Genomic DNA, 14,740 nt, shown 5'->3' on the forward strand with positions numbered 1-14,740 from the left:
ATAATGGCTACTCAATCGCAGCTTGATGAAGCGCGGGCGGCTAAGCACGCGCTGCTGACGGGCCGAAAGGCGGTAAAGGTGCAGAAAGATGGGCGGTCTGTTGAATACACGGCGGTTAATCTTCCTGATCTTGAAAAGTATATTCAGTCTCTCGAAACGCAGCTGGGTGTCACTCAGTTGCGTCGTCCGATGGGGGTTTTTCTATGACAACATTCAGACCCATTGAGGGGCTTGACGGTCAGCCGTTGCGGCAGCAGATGAGTTCTTATCAAGGGGCTGGTGTCGGGCATGGTGGACAGTTAGCGCGGTGGTCGCCGGGGTTAAAAACAGCTGATGCAGCGCTGCTGCCTGATCTGAAAATGGGCAATGCTCGCGCTGAGGATGTAGTGCGCAATAACGCATTCGCATCTAACGGTGTTCAGCTGCACGTTGACAACATCGTCGGTGATAATTTTCGGCTGAGTTATAAGCCGTTGTGGGAATCGCTGGGTGTCAAAGAAGTTGAGGCGCTGGCGTTTATTCGTGATGTGGAGCAGATCTGGCAGGAAGTCGCAGAGGATCCGGTTGGTTGCTATCTGGATGCAGAACGCAAACGCACCTTTACGATGATCATGCGTGAAACGGTGAGTGTTCACACGCGGCTGGGTGAGGATTTTTGTTCAGCTGAGTGGATAGATCGTCCGGGGTCATTGATTCATACAGCGATTAAGCAGATATCACCGAAGCGTATTTCAAACCCTGGTAACGGGGCAGATAGTGACCTGGTGCGGGGTGGTGTTGAATCTGACCAATACGGCGCAGCGCTGGCTTACCATATCCGGCAGGGTAATAGCTCATACTACGGCATGGGCGATGGTATGGGGCATACCTGGAAGCGGGTGGCGCGTGATACCGGCTGGGGTCGGCCTAAAATCATTCATACGTTTGAGCCGACGGAAGATGGGCAGACGCGAGGCGCAAACCAGTTTTTATCAGTGCTGGAACAGCTACAAATTCTGCCAAAGCTTCACCACACGACACTGCAAAACGCGATTGTAAACGCAATGTATGCGGTATCGCTTGAGTCTGATCTTGGGCCTGATGCGGGAGCGGCGTTAATTGGTGGTGAAAACTCTACTGAAATGTTGCAAAAATACATGCTGGCTATTAATGAATTTCGCAACGGTGGCTTAAACATCGGTGATGGTGTGAAGGCGCTGCAGCTGATGCCGAATGAGCGGCTGAATCTGCATACCAGCGGTAATGCTGACAACGGATACACGCAGTTAGAAAGCGGCGTGCTGGGCTGGATTGCTGCCGGGCTTAATCTGTCGAAAGAGGGGTTGTCAAAAGACTTCACAAAGCTTTCATACAGTACGGCCCGGGCGTCAATGTTGGAGCAGTGGCGTTATTTTATGGGTCGGCGGAAGATTATACCGGCCCGCAAAGGCGCGGTTATCTTCAGCCTGGTGCTGGAGGATCTGCTGCACAGCAAGCAGCTCAAGTTGCCGAAAGGTGCTACTCGTGATTTCTATCAGGCCCGTGGGGCATGGTGCAATTGTGGGTTTATCGGCACTGGTCGTATGGCAATCGACGGGCTCAAAGATGTTAAGGAAGCTATTCTGCGCGTCGAGTATGGTTTTAGTACATACGAGAAAGAGCTGGCGCAGATGGGGCAGGATTATCAGGAAGTCTTTAAGCAGCAGGTAAGGGAGCAGAAAGAGCGTGAGGCGGCTGGCTTGCCGCGTCCGGCTTGGATGCAGGTGGATAACTTTGCCCAGGAAGATCAGAAAGCAGAAGACCAGGCTGCTGCGTAATCGCTGCTTTAAATAGAGTCAAAACAACCCGCTACGGCGGGTTTTTTTATGCCTGAATTTAGGGGGTATGTATGTTAAATCGAATGGGTTTGATTAACGCGTTGATGTCGATGGGTGTGCCTGCGCGGATGATTGATGGTGGTCAGTCTTTGCATGTGGGTCGTGGCAATCGCATTGCTAAAAAAACACCTACCCGCGCCCGCGAGTGTGCCCGCCGTCGTCGGCAGATGGCCAGCGGTATGCTAAATCCTGAATCCTGCGGGGTTGCTGTATGAATAATATGGCACACATTGCCAGCCGGGTGTTGAACACGCCGCTGCTACTGGAGCCAGGTTATGCCCGCACTTTCTTTAGTGCGCTGGCGCCTCGCTTGGGTATTTTTGAGTTGCAGGATAATGAGGGCGTTATTTTAACCGGTGAGAAAATGCGCCAGTCTGCGGCGGCCTGGTCGTCTGATCGGGGGCGTAACCGCCCGTATGAGGTGGTTGATGGTGTGGCGGTGTTGCCGATATCTGGGACGCTGGCGCATAAAACCGGCAACGTTAAGCCCTATAGTGGGATGACGGGTTATGACGGCATTATCTATCGGGCGCAAGATGCATTTTCAGACCCTGAGATAAAAGGCGTTCTGCTTGATTTAGACACGCCGGGCGGTGAGGTGTCTGGATGTTTTAACACATCCCGAAAACTGCGAGAGCTGGCGGACGCATCAGGTAAAAAACTATGGGCGCTCTGTTATGACATGAATTGCAGTGGAGGCATGGCATTGGCTAGTTCAGCTCACCGACGGTTGATTAATGAAACGGGCGTTGCGGGCTCGGTCGGTGTCGTGATGGCCCACGCGGATATGTCTAAAAAGCTTGCAGAGGATGGCTATAAAGTCACTCTCATCCACTCCGGTGCGCATAAGATTGATGGCAACCCCTATGAAGCGCTCGGGGCTGATGTTTTGGCGCGGTTTCAGAGCGAATCTGATGCGTTGCGCAATGAGTTTGCTGAGCTGGTGTCCGGACATATCGGCATGAGCACAGCTGAAGTATTAGCCACCGATGCCGCGACTTATCGCGGGCAAGCGGCGGTTGATGTGGGTTTCGCGGATGAGCTGGTTAACGGCATTGATGCGGTATCTGTTTTTTCTGAACATCTGTCCTCGCAGGGCAGAACAATCTCGATAGGAGCAAATATGTCTACACAAGACGTACAAACGCAGGCGCAAGTGCCTGCACAGGGCGGCCCTGCGGCGGGTGCTGATGCGCCAGCAGCGGCGGTGGTTGAGCCTGCAGCACAACCGGCGCAGCAATCGGCGGCTGAGGTCGATCAGCCAGATGCTGCTGCAACAATGCAGGCGCGCATCGCTGGCATCATGCAGTGTGATGAAGCAAAGGGCCGTGAAGCGACGGCTAATCACCTGGCGTTTAACACTAAATTGAGTGTTGAAGATGCCAAAGCGGCGCTGGCCACGGTGCCGGTGGTGGGTGCGACCGATCCGTCTGATATGAGTAATGCTCTGGCGTCAGCGATGGCGAATGAGCAGCAGCCAAATGTGGGTGCAGATCAGCAAGTGACTGAATCAGCAGGCGGTACATTGCTGGCCAGCTATGAGCGCGTAACCGGCGATAAATAAGCGCTGATTTCTGCGCATTTTTAAGTGCGTTTAATGAACATCAAACAGGTGATGAATAATGACTCTTGAAACTTATACCCCGGATACCCGGTTTGCGACCAGCGAGCCAGCTTATACCACTGAAATTACAATTGCGTCTGGTGAAGATCTGGCAGCGCTGACGCCGCTGGGCCAACTGACGGCAACCGGTGAGTTTGTTGAATGGGCGCCGGGTGCCGCTGATGGCTCTGAAGTGGCCACCCGTATGACGGTGGCAGCAGTAGATGCAACCGGTGGTGCAGTGGTCACGCAGGCTTACAAGTCCGGTTGTTTTAATACTGATCTGGTTGTCTGGGGTGCTGCCACTGCGCTGCAAAAGTCACTGGCCTTTGCTGGCACGCCGATCAGTGTGCAGACCGCTGGCTAAAAAATCCGCTTAACATAAATCGAATTTAAGCCCTGATTTTCAGGGCTTTTTTGTTTCTGGAGAAACGAACAATGGATACATTTGGTACAGCCGATCTGCTCGGCGTTGTAGAAAAAAAATCGAAGTTTCAGGCGTTGTTTCTGGCGCTGTTCTTCCCGCAAGTTTTTCTGTCTGAGTCTGAAGAGATTAAGCTGGATGCTCTGGATGAAAACATTGATATCGCTGTGACGGTATCGCCAGTGGTGGGCGGTAAAGTAATTGCAGATCAGGGCTATAAAACGCGGACGTTCAAAGCGGCATACGTTAAGCCAAAGCATGAAGTCGACCCGCAAAAGCTGATGAAGCGTCGGGCTGGTGAGCGGCTGAATGGTGCTTTGTCAATGGATCAGCGTCGGGAGGCGCAAATTGCTGACAATATGATCAAAGAAGATCTGGCGATTCAGCAGTATGAGGAAAAGCAGGCGGTAGATGCAATCATTAGTGGTGGCTATACCGTCGAGGGTGAGGGTTATCCCGCGCAGCAGGTCGATTTTGGTCAGGCTGCGGCTAACAATGTGACGCTGGGTGTGGGTGAGGTGTGGACGGGTAAAGCGGTCGATAGCTATGACCCAACCGACGACATGACAACCTGGGCGGGTGAGTCTGATGGTTTGATTAACGTCGCTGTGATGGACTCAAAAACCTGGGCGCTGTTTCATGGGTTTAAAGCGGTTAAGGAAAAGCTGGATACGCGTCGCGGCAGTACCTCTATGTTGGAGACGGCCCTTAAAAATCTTGGCGAGACGGTCAGCTTTAAAGGTTGGTTTGGTGATGTGCAAATCGTGGTAACGCAACATTACTACACTGAGGGCGGTGTTAAAAAACGCTATCTGCCGGATTACTGTCTGGTGATGGGTAACACTGAAAATCAGGGTGTGCGGGCCTACGGTGCTATTAAAGATGCACATGCTGTGCGTGAAGGCATGACTATGACTGATCGTTACCCGCGCAACTGGATAACAGATGGTGACCCAGCCCGTGAGTACACCATGATTCAGTCTTCACCTCTGATGGTGCCGATGAATATTAATGACTTTGTGGTCGTTACTGTCGGTTAATAATCTCGCTGATTAAACAAAAGGCGAAGTGCACCCGCGCTTCGCCTTTATTGTTTGTGTGGAATGCAACATAAAGCAGGGTAAAAAACATGTCTATGACAGTAGAAGAATTTAAAGCGCTGGACGCTGAGGCGCAGTTGGCGGCAATTGAAGCGTTGGCGGAAGAGCTTGGTATTGGGGTAGGTGATATACCTATCAATAAAGACAGTGATCTGGTCTTGCTGTATACAGATGGGCTTGAGTCGCTGGAGGCCAAGCAGGCTGCAGATGCAGATGCAAAAACAAAAGCACCCGCTGAAAAGCTGATGACTTTCACCAAAACCGTGCGCTTTGCTGACGGCAAAGACGGTAAGAAAAAGTTCTTTATGAAGAAGGGCGAAACACTGCCCGAATCTGAAGTGACTGCTGCCACCCGTAAGGCATTGAAAGCTGACGGCCATATCGAATAGCCGTTAACTAAATCGATAGCGAAAAGCCCCACCCGTTGGGGCTTTTATCTCTCGGTAAACGCTCTCTGTGAGGTGTTATATGAAATATCTGATGTTGGTCTGGATGTGGCTGGCGCTGCATTGGCAGTGGGTCGCGGGGGCGTTTGTGGGTGCTGTGGTGTGTCGGTTGTTGGTTGGCTGGCTGCAACTGCATAACGTCTGGTTTTTGGTGTGGTATGCCTGGCTGTGGTGGGTGTTGGCGGTGCTGCTGGTGCTGGCGCTGGTGATGCGCTTTGTGTTTGGTGGTATCAACGTGCAATAACGGCCAGTCGGTCTGATTAATGATGAGGTTTGTATGAAAATTCTGAAAGTGACGGGGGCCGGCAAACTGGCGGTGGGTGAATATACCCCGGATGACTTGAAAGCGGCGGGCATTACCCCGCGTGATTCCGCTGAGATGGTGTCCCGTGGCCGTGCTGAGTGGAGTTTCAGCAACCTGGCTGAAGATTCAAAAGCTGCGAAAAAGGCACCGGCTGAAGTCGTGCCGCGTGCGTCTGCTGTAAAAAAGACTCAGGCACCGGGTGATGAGTGATTTTGATGATGCGCTGAGCGCGGCTGATGCTGATATCGCGGATGTGTTGGGTGATGCTGCCACGCTGAATGATGGTGCAGCCGATTACCCGGTGCAGGCGATTCTGGATAAAGATGTGGTTCCGTTCGGTAGTTATGGCACCGCACCAGAAACGCACATCAGCATCCCAGCGCCGCCGGTGGCGCTGGCAAATGGCTATACCGTCACGTTTACCGGTTCCGGTGAGGTGTACACCCTGCGGGAAGAGCGCAGCAATGATGGATTTATGCCAACCTGGGCGGTCACTAAAAAAGCATAGCGGGGTGGTGTATGTCGTTGATGTCGTATGACCAGCAGATTGATCAGCTGAAACGCAAGTTAAGCGCGTATAAAACGATTGAAGTGCCTCGTGCAGCATCCAGTGCGCTGAATAAAACCATCAAAGCATCAGAAACGCGCACCGTTCGTGGGGTGGCTAAAGCGATAAATGTGCCGCAAAAGTATGTCCGCAAACGGATATACATTAAACGCTCTACGGCCAGAACGCTGCAATCTCGATTGCGGTCATATTATCGCGGCATTTCAGTGATTGATCTCAATGCAAAAGATACCGGCAAAGGTGGCTGGAGTCAGCGGAAAGGTAAAGGTGTTAAAACATCCGGAAAACGGCAGTACTCCAATGCGTTTATTGCTCGGGGGACTAACAACCAGTTGCATGTGTTTCAGCGTACCGGGACTGCGCGTTTGCCCGTCGATGTCGTGCGCATCGAGATACAGCAACATGTTGATGTCATCGCGCCAAAAGCGGCAGAACGTGAAATGCGCCAAGGGTTCGAGCGGCGTTTAATTCATGATCTCAAGTGGCGGTTGAGTAAATACGAGGTGTGAAGGGTTATGAAAAAAAGCAATGTTCGAATTGTGTCTAATGGCAAGGCGAAAGGGTCTCAGGTGTTGGTTGATGGTGTTCCGCTTGATGGCGTTCAGGCAATCGCCATTCATACCATTAAGCCGGGTGGCAATGTGGTTGTTGATCTTCGTTTGAACGGCGTTGAGCTTGATGTAGTGGCTGAGGCGCGTTTGCCGGAGATTGAATCATGAATGCAGGTCAGCGTAAAGCAATCCGTGACCATGTAAAAAACCTGATCGGTGTTGTGCCGGGGGCAGAGGTTTTTACTTTCAAAAAAGCGAAGCTCGAAAACGACACACCCGCGATTTGTGTCTATCTCGAAGAGGGCGATGCTGATTTGCCGGGTATGAATGGGGTGCTGGCTATTCGGGTAATGCATCCGGATGAAAATGATGTTGATGATAAGCTGGATGCGTTGGGTGACATAGTACAGCAAGCGATTGAATCAGCAGCGCAGCCTAACGAGGCTTATCAATATACTGTTGAGGTGGGTTTCGAATATGACCGCGACGGCACAGAAAGCTGGACCGGGCTTGATATTCGTTATCTCGTAAACTACTAAATTCAAATTTTAAAAAAACAAGCCTCGTATCTGCGGGGCTTTTTTGTGGCTTGTAAAATCAGGAGATCGGCAACATGGCTAACAAAAATATTTCTATTCCGGCGCAGGGTTTGGTGTTTGAGATTGAGAGTCTCACTACTCCGGATACCTGGTTGCCGATTGGTGGTATTAAAACTATTAATCGTGGGGAGGTGGCACCGGGGGTTAATGATGAGTCAGTGCTGACAAGTACTTACAAAGAGAAGTCTATCAGCTTGCCGGATGCGGGTCAGTTTTCCGGCACTCTGCAGTACAACCGGGCTGATGTGGGTCAGGCTGAAATGCACACGGCGAAGGCTACGGGCGTGGAGGCTAATTTCCGTCAGGTGCTTTCGAGTGGTGATGTTGAGGCTTTCTCTGGGTATGTGCTGAATATGCCGTTCACTGCAAATATTGGCCAATCTCTTGAGGGGCAGTTTAGCGTTGAAATCAATGGCGAGCCGGGTTGGAGCTAATTATGCCTTTATTCGATCCTAAAAAAACCAGGCTGGGTAAGCCGGTTAAAAAGTCGTTTATGGGTGCAGATGTGTATATTCTCACCGGTTTGAATGCGCTGCAGGGTATTCGTTTTCATGAAGAATTAGCGGCGTTGGACGACAAGGCGGAAGACTTTAAAGTGCGTTATGATGCAGCCGTGGTTAAGCATCGCGTTGTTAACGCGAAAGGTGAGCCGCTGTATTCAGACACGGTTGATGAGTTGGCAAAAAATCATGATTCAAAGCTGATTAGTCAGCTGTGCACAGTAGTTCTTAGTGCTATGGATGCCCCACATCAGGTGGGTGATGCGGTAAAAAACTGATCGCCAGCCCGGGGGTAGAATTTGCGTTCGGGCTGGCAAAAGAGTTGGGGCATCTTAATCCGTTTGAAATGTTAGAACAGATGCCTGAGATGGTATTCGATTACTGGTGTGCATATCAGCGGTTGCAAAACCCTGAATACCGTGAAGCCGCTTTATGGGATGCGATGGATGATAAAGATCGTCTTGAAGCGCAGGAGGCGGCAGTTTTAGATATTATTCGATCAGGCAAGGCGGTTGCTGAAAAGCGTGCTGGGGGTTAATCTCTTTTATTTTGTCATAAAATAAAAGGGAGTTTGAGGTGGTTGATGATGCGTTGGTTTTGCTTCGCGAGAAGTTGTTAGTTGCTAGTGATGCTGGTGAGATTATAACGATCGTTTATCACGGTGGTTCTAATCCAGGTGAGTCTAGAAAGGTTGCGCCTATTAAGGTGGCAATAACTGAGATGCGCGCTCGGTGTTATGAAACGGATGCTGTAAAAGTGTTTAAGTTGAATAAGATTGCTGTGCCAGATTGGGGTATTGAATCTGTTGTGCAGGTTGAGCGGCTTCCTCAGGTTGATGATGCATATGTGCAGCTAATCGTTGATAGAATATTGGCGAAAAAATATCATGTGGATTTATCTTCTGGTATATCGGTGCATGAGTTTTTTAAAAATGGTAAGCCTAGGAAGAGTGCTGTGGCTGTCTTGGCGGTGGATGACGAGGGTTACTATTCACGTCCTTTTTCTGTGCGGGGTCCTGGAGTGCTTGAAGAGAGGAGGTTTAAGGATATAAGAAAGGCTTTTCAGTTGTTTGAGGAGCAGGTTTCTTATTTGCCAGACCTGTCTGTCTGAAAATAGATTTTAACACCGTAGCTAATCATAACGTTTTGTGGTTTGACTAAACCAGCTCTGCGGGGCTATAGTTCGCTAACGAGGCGTCGAAACCTCTATACAGCGGATATCCAGCCCCGTCAGCGTTGGTTTTTTTGTGCCTGTTATTCCCGTAACGGGTGCTTAAGCGTTAGGCCGGGAGGGTGGTGAATATAATACCCTTGTGGAAATAAGCCCGCGGTTTCTGTATAGCCGTTTCGAACCTCCCGACACCCCTACCTTCGAAAAAACTATGCAGGAGGTCAATATGACCGCTCAATCAACAATTCAGACTATCAGTCTAAAGCCGCAAGATATAATTTCTGTTGCAAATGACCAGGTTCGCACTACATCGCTAAAAGTGGCGGAGGCGTTTGGTAAACAGCATAAGCATGTTCTTGATAGGCTTGGGCGGCTTGAATGTTCGCCTGAATTTGCATCAGCCAATTTTTCGGCTGATGTTCAAAGTATTGATATTGGTAATGGTGCTAAGCGTAATTCTAAGATTTATCAGATGACTAAAGACGGCTTTATGTTTTTGGTGATGGGTTTTACCGGTAAAAAAGCGGCGGCAGTGAAGGAGGCTTATATCAATGCCTTTAACTGGATGGCTGATCAGCTGAAAGAAAGAGAGGACCGGGTTGGCCAGCTGCCAAAAATCACTTATTGGGATAAGCCGGTGGTCACCTTTGAAATGGTTGATGAGGCGCATGGTCGTAAAATAGGCCATGCCAATCGGCGGTTTTATGATAACCGGGCCCGGTTTGTGCTGGGTGAGGATTATTTTAAAATCCATGCCGCCGATAAAGCCGCTTTTGAAGGCGTGGGTGTGCATGTGCCGGGGCGTGGTTTAATTGTGCTAACGCGGTCTGGTTATGACAAATTGGTGGCAAAGTTTGCAGAGCCTGGCGCAGACTTTACCCGGCAGCAGATGCGCGAGCGATATTTTGCGGTGCAAGGTGGAAATGTTGTAAGCCCTGCGCTAATGCAGGCGTATGAGTTGTGTGTAAAGTGGCTGACGATTCAAAAATATGCAGTCAGCAATGAACAGAAAATAATTGATTTATTCGCCTGGCGGTTAGATGTCGATGACTGGGGTGAACGGCTTGAAAAAGGCGGTTCGCCTGATGGGTTGCCGTTGCAGGACCAGCCAAAGCTGACGGAGGCGGTCGATCTGCTAATGCAGCGTGTTCAGCTGGAAGGCGCTGCACATGCGCATCATGATTATATGAAAGAAAGCCTGCGCTGTGCAGAACGAGAAATAGCCTGGGCAAAACGCTGGCAGCTGATTTAAAAAACAAATTGATAACAACCCGCTACGGCGGGTTTTTTATTGCCTGAATGGTGAAATGATGACAAGGCCGATAGCGTATTTAGACACCGTGATGCGGGTTGATAATAGTCAGTTGGGAGCGGGTTTAGATGACACCAACCGTCGGCTGAATATGCATCGACGTTCGGCGCGCAATGCTGAAGCAGCTAACGATTCTATGTTTTCTGGTTTTCGGTCAGGTACTGGGGTTGTTACTCAGTTTGATAATGCATTGGGTGGTATTGACGGGCGGTTAAGTGGTATTGCCTCTGAAATGCTGGGGGCGGCCAGTGCGGGCGGCGTGTTGGCCGCGGGCTTGGGTGCTATTGCTGCCATCGGTGGCGTGGCAGCAGCAGCGATTCATTCTGTAGCCATTGAAAATGCAGCGTTGGGGCGTGAGTTAGAGGCGCAGGCGATAGCGGCCAATATGACTATTGGGCAGATTCAGGAGTTAGGGTATGCCACTGAGTCGGTGGGTATTGATGCTGAAAAAGCGGCTGATATTTTCAAAGACTTTCAGGATAAGTTGGGTGATTTTCGTTCAACCGGCGGCGGTGCCTTCGCTGACTTTTTCGAGCAGGTGGGCGATAAAGTTGGTTTAACGGCTGATGCGTTGGCGCGGATGTCTGGCCCTGAAGCCTTAATCGCGGTTAAAAAGGCGATGGATCAGGCGAATATCAGCGCAGACCGTCAAATCTTCTACTTTGAAGCGTTGGCGGGTGATGCGGCTCGATTGTCTCCATTGCTTGAAAATAATGGTAAGCGGTTCCGTGAGATGGTGTCTGCTTACCGTGATATGGATGTTGCGCTGTCTGAATCTGAGTTGGAAAAGTTCAAAGAATATGATCAGGATATTAAAGATCTGTCTCTTGCATGGGATTCGTTAACCCGTGATGCGGTTGCGCCGTTTGTGGGTTATCTCGGTACTGCTGTTAAGTATATGGCTGATTTTCTTGGCACCTCTAAAACTGAGCGCCTGGGTGAGTTGAAGTCAGAGATTTCTGATATAGATTCTGAGATTTCAGGTCTGGCTAGCAATATTGAGAAGTATGGCGAGGCGGCTGCTACGTCTATGAACGCTATGAAACGGGGTGTATCAGGCCTGGCTGATGGTGGTGTCTTGGGTGCTGCGGGTGAGCTTTATGATACTAAAACAGCTTCGCAGTATTTGGAGCAACTGAAAGAGCAGAAGCGCTTAAAAGAGGAAGAAGCGGCGGCGCTTGAGAAGGCAGTTAAAACTTCAGGTGATTTAAGTGGTGGCTATGATAGTCAGACAAAAACCTTAAATACTATTGTCGATCTTGAGCAAAAACGGCTTGATTTGATTAAAGATCAAGTCAGGGCCGCTAAATCAAGCACTAAAGATAAGGATAGTTTGTATAGCAAGTTGTTTGGTGGTGATAAGAAAGAGAAGAAAAACTATCAGACAAATAGTGAGTTTGAATCGTCTGCAAAGGCGGCTAATCGTTTGATATTGGATGGCTTTGGTGAAGGTGCTGAAAAGTTTTTAGCGCAGGCTGAGGCGTCATATCGGGCCAGTAAGAAAGGGGGTGACACTTACGATGTGCAGGGCATGAAAGATGTGATTCTCATGCTGCGTGAGCGGGCTGGTCTTGGTTATAAAGATATCGATAACCCCAGTGCAGGCCGCAAGAAAGGTAAGGATGCTGAGGGCGAGTCTTATGCCATGGTTAAATTTACCGATTCTGATACTAAGTTTTTTGAAGCGACCGCGAAAAACACCGAGGAGATGAGTAAGAATATTGCTGATTTTGTGGGTGCAAAGCAGGGTGATTTGAAAGCCGCAAATGATCAAAACCTTCCGGCTAAAAAGTTCGTTTTAGAAATTAAAAAAGCGGGTACTGATAAGGGCTTTTCGATCACGGCTGAAACTAAAGAAGACTTTGATAGCCAGATGGCCAGTCTGTTAGAAGACGCCGCCAGCGGGCTTTAATCTTTAATTCGAAAGGATAATTATGCTTACGTTATATACCGATGCGGCATGCACCAGCGCTGTAGGTGCAAGTGTGTCTCTCTCTGCGTATGTTGATCACAGCGAGGGTAGTCAGGATTTACCGTTTTATCTCGCGGATAAGGAAGCGGACCCAGGCGACACCGGCACGATTGAGGTGGTTGATGAAACAAACCCAGGCGTTGATAACATTATTTTTTCGCTGGTCGATAATAACCCGGGTGGTGGTCAGGTTGTCACTGAGTTTAAGCTGGCCAGCACATTGCTAGGGCTTGATTCGGCGGTGGCGGGTGCATCGTTATCGCTGGGTAATCAGATTATTGCCGGGGTCAGTGGTGCGGTTGAGGTGTATGTGCGCTTTACAAACGCGCGTGAAACCATCGGGGTGAGTGCTGATATTGAACCCTGGGTTAGCGGTGTGATAGCGCGGGCAATTGCTTAACGGGGTGTAATATGAAACTGACAACGTTTAGCGTTGAGGTAGTTGATGTCCAGCCCGCCCGAAAACTGGCTGATTTTTCCGTTGAAGTGGTTGATGCACAACCAGCGCGGGCGCTGACAACGTTTTCAGTTGATATTCCATTTATTCAAAAAACCCCGGCGCGGGCGCTGACAATCTTTTCTGTTGACTGCAGGGCAAAAACACCAGCGCGAAAGCTGCTGAGTTTTAATATCTCGGTGTGGAATAAATCGACGCTGGCGCAGCGCTGGGAAGCGGTGGTTATGCTGAATGGCGTTGATATCACCAGCCGGGTTCTGGGTGATGTCAGTGTGAGCGGTCAGCGCGGCCAAAACCGCACCGCCAGTTTTGAGATTAAAAACGAGGTGGGTACGGTTAATCCGGATGCATTTATTAACCAGCCGGTCAGCATCGATTACATTCAGCCTGATGGCCGGGTAGATCGAATCTTCACCGGGTTTGTTGAAACGCCTACGTATCAGTTTGAATCCGGTCGCACGGCAATCGTGGCCAGCACGCTGAAAGACAAACGGCTTGATGCGATGACGCGCAATCAGCTTAATGCACTGATCGGCGGTCGCTGGAGCAAGCATATCTTCTATGAAGATAATGAGGGCGCAGATTATGCGGCAGACCTGCTAAAAACGGTGCCAGCGGATCTGTGCGTTGATGCAAACGGCGTGCTTCGCCTGGTGCCGTGGGCCGTTGGCGCGGCAGATTTTACGTTGACGGGTGGGGATATCTCGTGGCAGATCATGGGTGTCACCCTGCAAGATGCAAAAAGCCTGGTTAACTCTATTAGTGTGACCGTTGATTATCGTTACACCCGGCTGCGTCATCGTGAGTTAGATTATCAGTGGGCCAGCCCTGGGGCGGGCAACTGGGCCGATTATATGGCGAAGCCATTTACCCTGGCGCAAAAAGATCTGATCTTATCCGCGGTTGAGGGTACTGGCTGGACGCTGATCGGGTCGGTTCAGTATGAAGACGTGCCGACAGGCGGTTGGTATAACGTTAACGGCACACAAACCGGATGGGTTAATCCGGATGCGGGGCGGTATGCAGCAGCGGCGCAGTGGTCGCTGGCGAGTCGTTTTACACAAACGATCACTGAAAAATACACGCTCACATTTAAAGCGCCTCAGTCCGTCGAGGTGTGGGGTGATATCCCGTCTTCTGCGCGGTCTCACGGCGTGGTTGCTGAGTTCTCGGATGATGAATGGGATAGCATGGATGTTTACACCGGGCCGGATGCGGCGGCGGTGCAATCGCCAAACGGTGACTGGATTATCGATGCAACCGACACGGCAGAGGGCAATCGGGCGGAGTTTGAATTAGCGCTGCTGGCAATATTAGATCAATACCGGTGTGAGCTGCTAAACGCGCATCGTAAAAACTATGTTGATATCCTGCTGGCGAAAAAGCTCTGGGCAGAGATTGATATTATTCATGCAGTGGCAGTGGCTTCATCTGTGCTGAATTGCACGGCGGGTGTGCAAAGCGTTACGCACAGCTTTAGCCGCAAAAATGGCACCCGGTCCACCCGGTTGCGCCTGGTTCTGAGTCGGGCACCGGCGGTGGGTAGTTATAGTGATTCGCCGTTGGTAGTGCCAGCTAAGCCGAATACGACTGATCAGGCGGTGCCTAATGCGCCGGTTAAATTAGGGGTTCATCTCGGCAATAGCTATGCATCGCCAGTGTTTGATGAAACCTGGACCGGCTATATCACAAATTATAATTTTTATGACAAGGTGGCGACCCTGCAACAATACCCGACCGCGTTTGTGGTTGATACGCCCGCAATTGCAGACGTTGACAGAGACGAACGTGAAGCGGTGCGGGCGCAGAGTTTTGATGTGCTAATCCCTGATGACCCGCTGCAAATCATTAAACCCTGAAGGCGCTTTTTATGAGCAG

At 50.3% G+C, this 14,740-nt stretch carries 21 protein-coding genes; all 21 read left to right on the plus strand.

What is annotated here, in order from left to right; genetic code table 11:
- Positions 1–3: 3 nt before the first annotated feature.
- The 21 genes from gpW (at position 4) to BMY09_RS08325 (ending at position 14,721) form a co-directional block, all read left to right on the plus strand.
- A complete protein-coding gene (gene gpW, locus BMY09_RS08225; protein WP_091356493.1) occupies positions 4–207 on the plus strand; it encodes a gpW family head-tail joining protein in 204 nt (67 codons plus the stop codon).
- Positions 204–1,796, plus strand: coding sequence for a phage portal protein (locus BMY09_RS08230; RefSeq protein WP_091356495.1), 1,593 nt, complete (start codon positions 204–206; stop codon positions 1,794–1,796). The genes gpW and BMY09_RS08230 overlap by 4 nt, the downstream gene beginning before the upstream one ends.
- 71 nt (positions 1,797–1,867) lie before the next feature.
- Positions 1,868–2,071 carry a hypothetical protein gene (locus BMY09_RS08235; protein WP_139203158.1) on the plus strand — a complete coding sequence of 68 codons (204 nt, stop codon included), beginning with the start codon at positions 1,868–1,870 and terminating at the stop codon, positions 2,069–2,071.
- Positions 2,068–3,420: a S49 family peptidase gene (locus tag BMY09_RS08240; RefSeq protein ID WP_091356501.1), complete on the plus strand. Its 1,353-nt coding sequence runs from the start codon at positions 2,068–2,070 to the stop codon at positions 3,418–3,420. The genes BMY09_RS08235 and BMY09_RS08240 overlap by 4 nt, the downstream gene beginning before the upstream one ends.
- A gap of 58 nt (positions 3,421–3,478) precedes the next feature.
- On the plus strand, positions 3,479–3,826 hold the full coding sequence (locus tag BMY09_RS08245; RefSeq protein ID WP_091356506.1) for a head decoration protein: 348 nt from the start codon (positions 3,479–3,481) through the stop codon (positions 3,824–3,826).
- 71 nt (positions 3,827–3,897) lie between these two features.
- Positions 3,898–4,923 (plus strand): major capsid protein, encoded by a 1,026-nt coding sequence (locus BMY09_RS08250; protein ID WP_091356509.1) that lies wholly within the window; start codon positions 3,898–3,900, stop codon positions 4,921–4,923.
- A gap of 89 nt (positions 4,924–5,012) precedes the next feature.
- A complete protein-coding gene (locus tag BMY09_RS08255; protein ID WP_091356512.1) occupies positions 5,013–5,372 on the plus strand; it encodes a hypothetical protein in 360 nt (119 codons plus the stop codon).
- Between the two features lie 79 nt (positions 5,373–5,451).
- Complete coding sequence (locus tag BMY09_RS08260; protein ID WP_091356515.1) at positions 5,452–5,673, plus strand: hypothetical protein; 222 nt, start codon at positions 5,452–5,454, stop codon at positions 5,671–5,673.
- 33 nt (positions 5,674–5,706) lie between these two features.
- Complete coding sequence (locus BMY09_RS08265) at positions 5,707–5,943, plus strand: hypothetical protein (RefSeq protein ID WP_091356518.1); 237 nt, start codon at positions 5,707–5,709, stop codon at positions 5,941–5,943.
- Positions 5,936–6,241 (plus strand): hypothetical protein, encoded by a 306-nt coding sequence (locus BMY09_RS08270; protein ID WP_091356522.1) that lies wholly within the window; start codon positions 5,936–5,938, stop codon positions 6,239–6,241. Before BMY09_RS08265 ends, BMY09_RS08270 begins: the two co-directional genes overlap by 8 nt.
- 11 nt (positions 6,242–6,252) lie before the next feature.
- A complete protein-coding gene (locus BMY09_RS08275; protein WP_091356524.1) occupies positions 6,253–6,810 on the plus strand; it encodes a phage tail protein in 558 nt (185 codons plus the stop codon).
- Positions 6,811–6,816: 6 nt separating this feature from the next.
- On the plus strand, positions 6,817–7,020 hold the full coding sequence (locus BMY09_RS08280) for a hypothetical protein (protein WP_091356526.1): 204 nt from the start codon (positions 6,817–6,819) through the stop codon (positions 7,018–7,020).
- Positions 7,017–7,391 carry a hypothetical protein gene (locus tag BMY09_RS08285; protein ID WP_091356529.1) on the plus strand — a complete coding sequence of 125 codons (375 nt, stop codon included), beginning with the start codon at positions 7,017–7,019 and terminating at the stop codon, positions 7,389–7,391. Before BMY09_RS08280 ends, BMY09_RS08285 begins: the two co-directional genes overlap by 4 nt.
- A gap of 74 nt (positions 7,392–7,465) precedes the next feature.
- The gene (locus BMY09_RS08290; RefSeq protein WP_091356530.1) at positions 7,466–7,885 is read left to right on the plus strand and encodes a phage tail protein; all 420 of its coding nucleotides are present in this window, start codon (positions 7,466–7,468) and stop codon (positions 7,883–7,885) included.
- Positions 7,876–8,229 (plus strand): hypothetical protein, encoded by a 354-nt coding sequence (locus BMY09_RS08295; RefSeq protein ID WP_175483479.1) that lies wholly within the window; start codon positions 7,876–7,878, stop codon positions 8,227–8,229. Before BMY09_RS08290 ends, BMY09_RS08295 begins: the two co-directional genes overlap by 10 nt.
- An 80-nt stretch (positions 8,230–8,309) precedes the next feature.
- Positions 8,310–8,489 (plus strand): hypothetical protein, encoded by a 180-nt coding sequence (locus BMY09_RS08300; protein WP_139203159.1) that lies wholly within the window; start codon positions 8,310–8,312, stop codon positions 8,487–8,489.
- Between the two features lie 38 nt (positions 8,490–8,527).
- Positions 8,528–9,061, plus strand: a complete 534-nt coding sequence (locus tag BMY09_RS08305; RefSeq protein WP_091356537.1) for a WYL domain-containing protein — start codon at positions 8,528–8,530, stop codon at positions 9,059–9,061.
- Between the two features lie 286 nt (positions 9,062–9,347).
- Entirely contained in the window at positions 9,348–10,373 is a 1,026-nt protein-coding gene (locus BMY09_RS22165) for a Rha family transcriptional regulator (protein WP_091356541.1), read from the plus strand.
- A 490-nt stretch (positions 10,374–10,863) separates the two neighbouring features.
- Positions 10,864–12,345 carry a hypothetical protein gene (locus BMY09_RS08315; RefSeq protein ID WP_139203160.1) on the plus strand — a complete coding sequence of 494 codons (1,482 nt, stop codon included), beginning with the start codon at positions 10,864–10,866 and terminating at the stop codon, positions 12,343–12,345.
- Positions 12,346–12,367: 22 nt separating this feature from the next.
- A complete protein-coding gene (locus BMY09_RS08320) occupies positions 12,368–12,805 on the plus strand; it encodes a hypothetical protein (RefSeq protein ID WP_091356547.1) in 438 nt (145 codons plus the stop codon).
- 11 nt (positions 12,806–12,816) lie between these two features.
- Positions 12,817–14,721, plus strand: a complete 1,905-nt coding sequence (locus tag BMY09_RS08325) for a hypothetical protein (protein ID WP_091356551.1) — start codon at positions 12,817–12,819, stop codon at positions 14,719–14,721.
- Positions 14,722–14,740 lie beyond the last annotated feature (19 nt).

The organism is Amphritea atlantica, assembly GCF_900111095.1.
Lineage (GTDB): Bacteria > Pseudomonadota > Gammaproteobacteria > Pseudomonadales > Balneatricaceae > Amphritea > Amphritea atlantica.

Coding starts and splice junctions, on each gene's coding strand:
- gpW (WP_091356493.1), top strand. CDS start 4: ATGGCTACTCAATCGCAGCTTGATGAAGCGCGGGCGGCTAAGCACGCG.
- BMY09_RS08230 (WP_091356495.1), top strand. CDS start 204: ATGACAACATTCAGACCCATTGAGGGGCTTGACGGTCAGCCGTTGCGG.
- BMY09_RS08235 (WP_139203158.1), top strand. CDS start 1,868: ATGTTAAATCGAATGGGTTTGATTAACGCGTTGATGTCGATGGGTGTG.
- BMY09_RS08240 (WP_091356501.1), top strand. CDS start 2,068: ATGAATAATATGGCACACATTGCCAGCCGGGTGTTGAACACGCCGCTG.
- BMY09_RS08245 (WP_091356506.1), top strand. CDS start 3,479: ATGACTCTTGAAACTTATACCCCGGATACCCGGTTTGCGACCAGCGAG.
- BMY09_RS08250 (WP_091356509.1), top strand. CDS start 3,898: ATGGATACATTTGGTACAGCCGATCTGCTCGGCGTTGTAGAAAAAAAA.
- BMY09_RS08255 (WP_091356512.1), top strand. CDS start 5,013: ATGTCTATGACAGTAGAAGAATTTAAAGCGCTGGACGCTGAGGCGCAG.
- BMY09_RS08260 (WP_091356515.1), top strand. CDS start 5,452: ATGAAATATCTGATGTTGGTCTGGATGTGGCTGGCGCTGCATTGGCAG.
- BMY09_RS08265 (WP_091356518.1), top strand. CDS start 5,707: ATGAAAATTCTGAAAGTGACGGGGGCCGGCAAACTGGCGGTGGGTGAA.
- BMY09_RS08270 (WP_091356522.1), top strand. CDS start 5,936: ATGAGTGATTTTGATGATGCGCTGAGCGCGGCTGATGCTGATATCGCG.
- BMY09_RS08275 (WP_091356524.1), top strand. CDS start 6,253: ATGTCGTTGATGTCGTATGACCAGCAGATTGATCAGCTGAAACGCAAG.
- BMY09_RS08280 (WP_091356526.1), top strand. CDS start 6,817: ATGAAAAAAAGCAATGTTCGAATTGTGTCTAATGGCAAGGCGAAAGGG.
- BMY09_RS08285 (WP_091356529.1), top strand. CDS start 7,017: ATGAATGCAGGTCAGCGTAAAGCAATCCGTGACCATGTAAAAAACCTG.
- BMY09_RS08290 (WP_091356530.1), top strand. CDS start 7,466: ATGGCTAACAAAAATATTTCTATTCCGGCGCAGGGTTTGGTGTTTGAG.
- BMY09_RS08300 (WP_139203159.1), top strand. CDS start 8,310: ATGCCTGAGATGGTATTCGATTACTGGTGTGCATATCAGCGGTTGCAA.
- BMY09_RS22165 (WP_091356541.1), top strand. CDS start 9,348: ATGACCGCTCAATCAACAATTCAGACTATCAGTCTAAAGCCGCAAGAT.
- BMY09_RS08320 (WP_091356547.1), top strand. CDS start 12,368: ATGCTTACGTTATATACCGATGCGGCATGCACCAGCGCTGTAGGTGCA.
- BMY09_RS08325 (WP_091356551.1), top strand. CDS start 12,817: ATGAAACTGACAACGTTTAGCGTTGAGGTAGTTGATGTCCAGCCCGCC.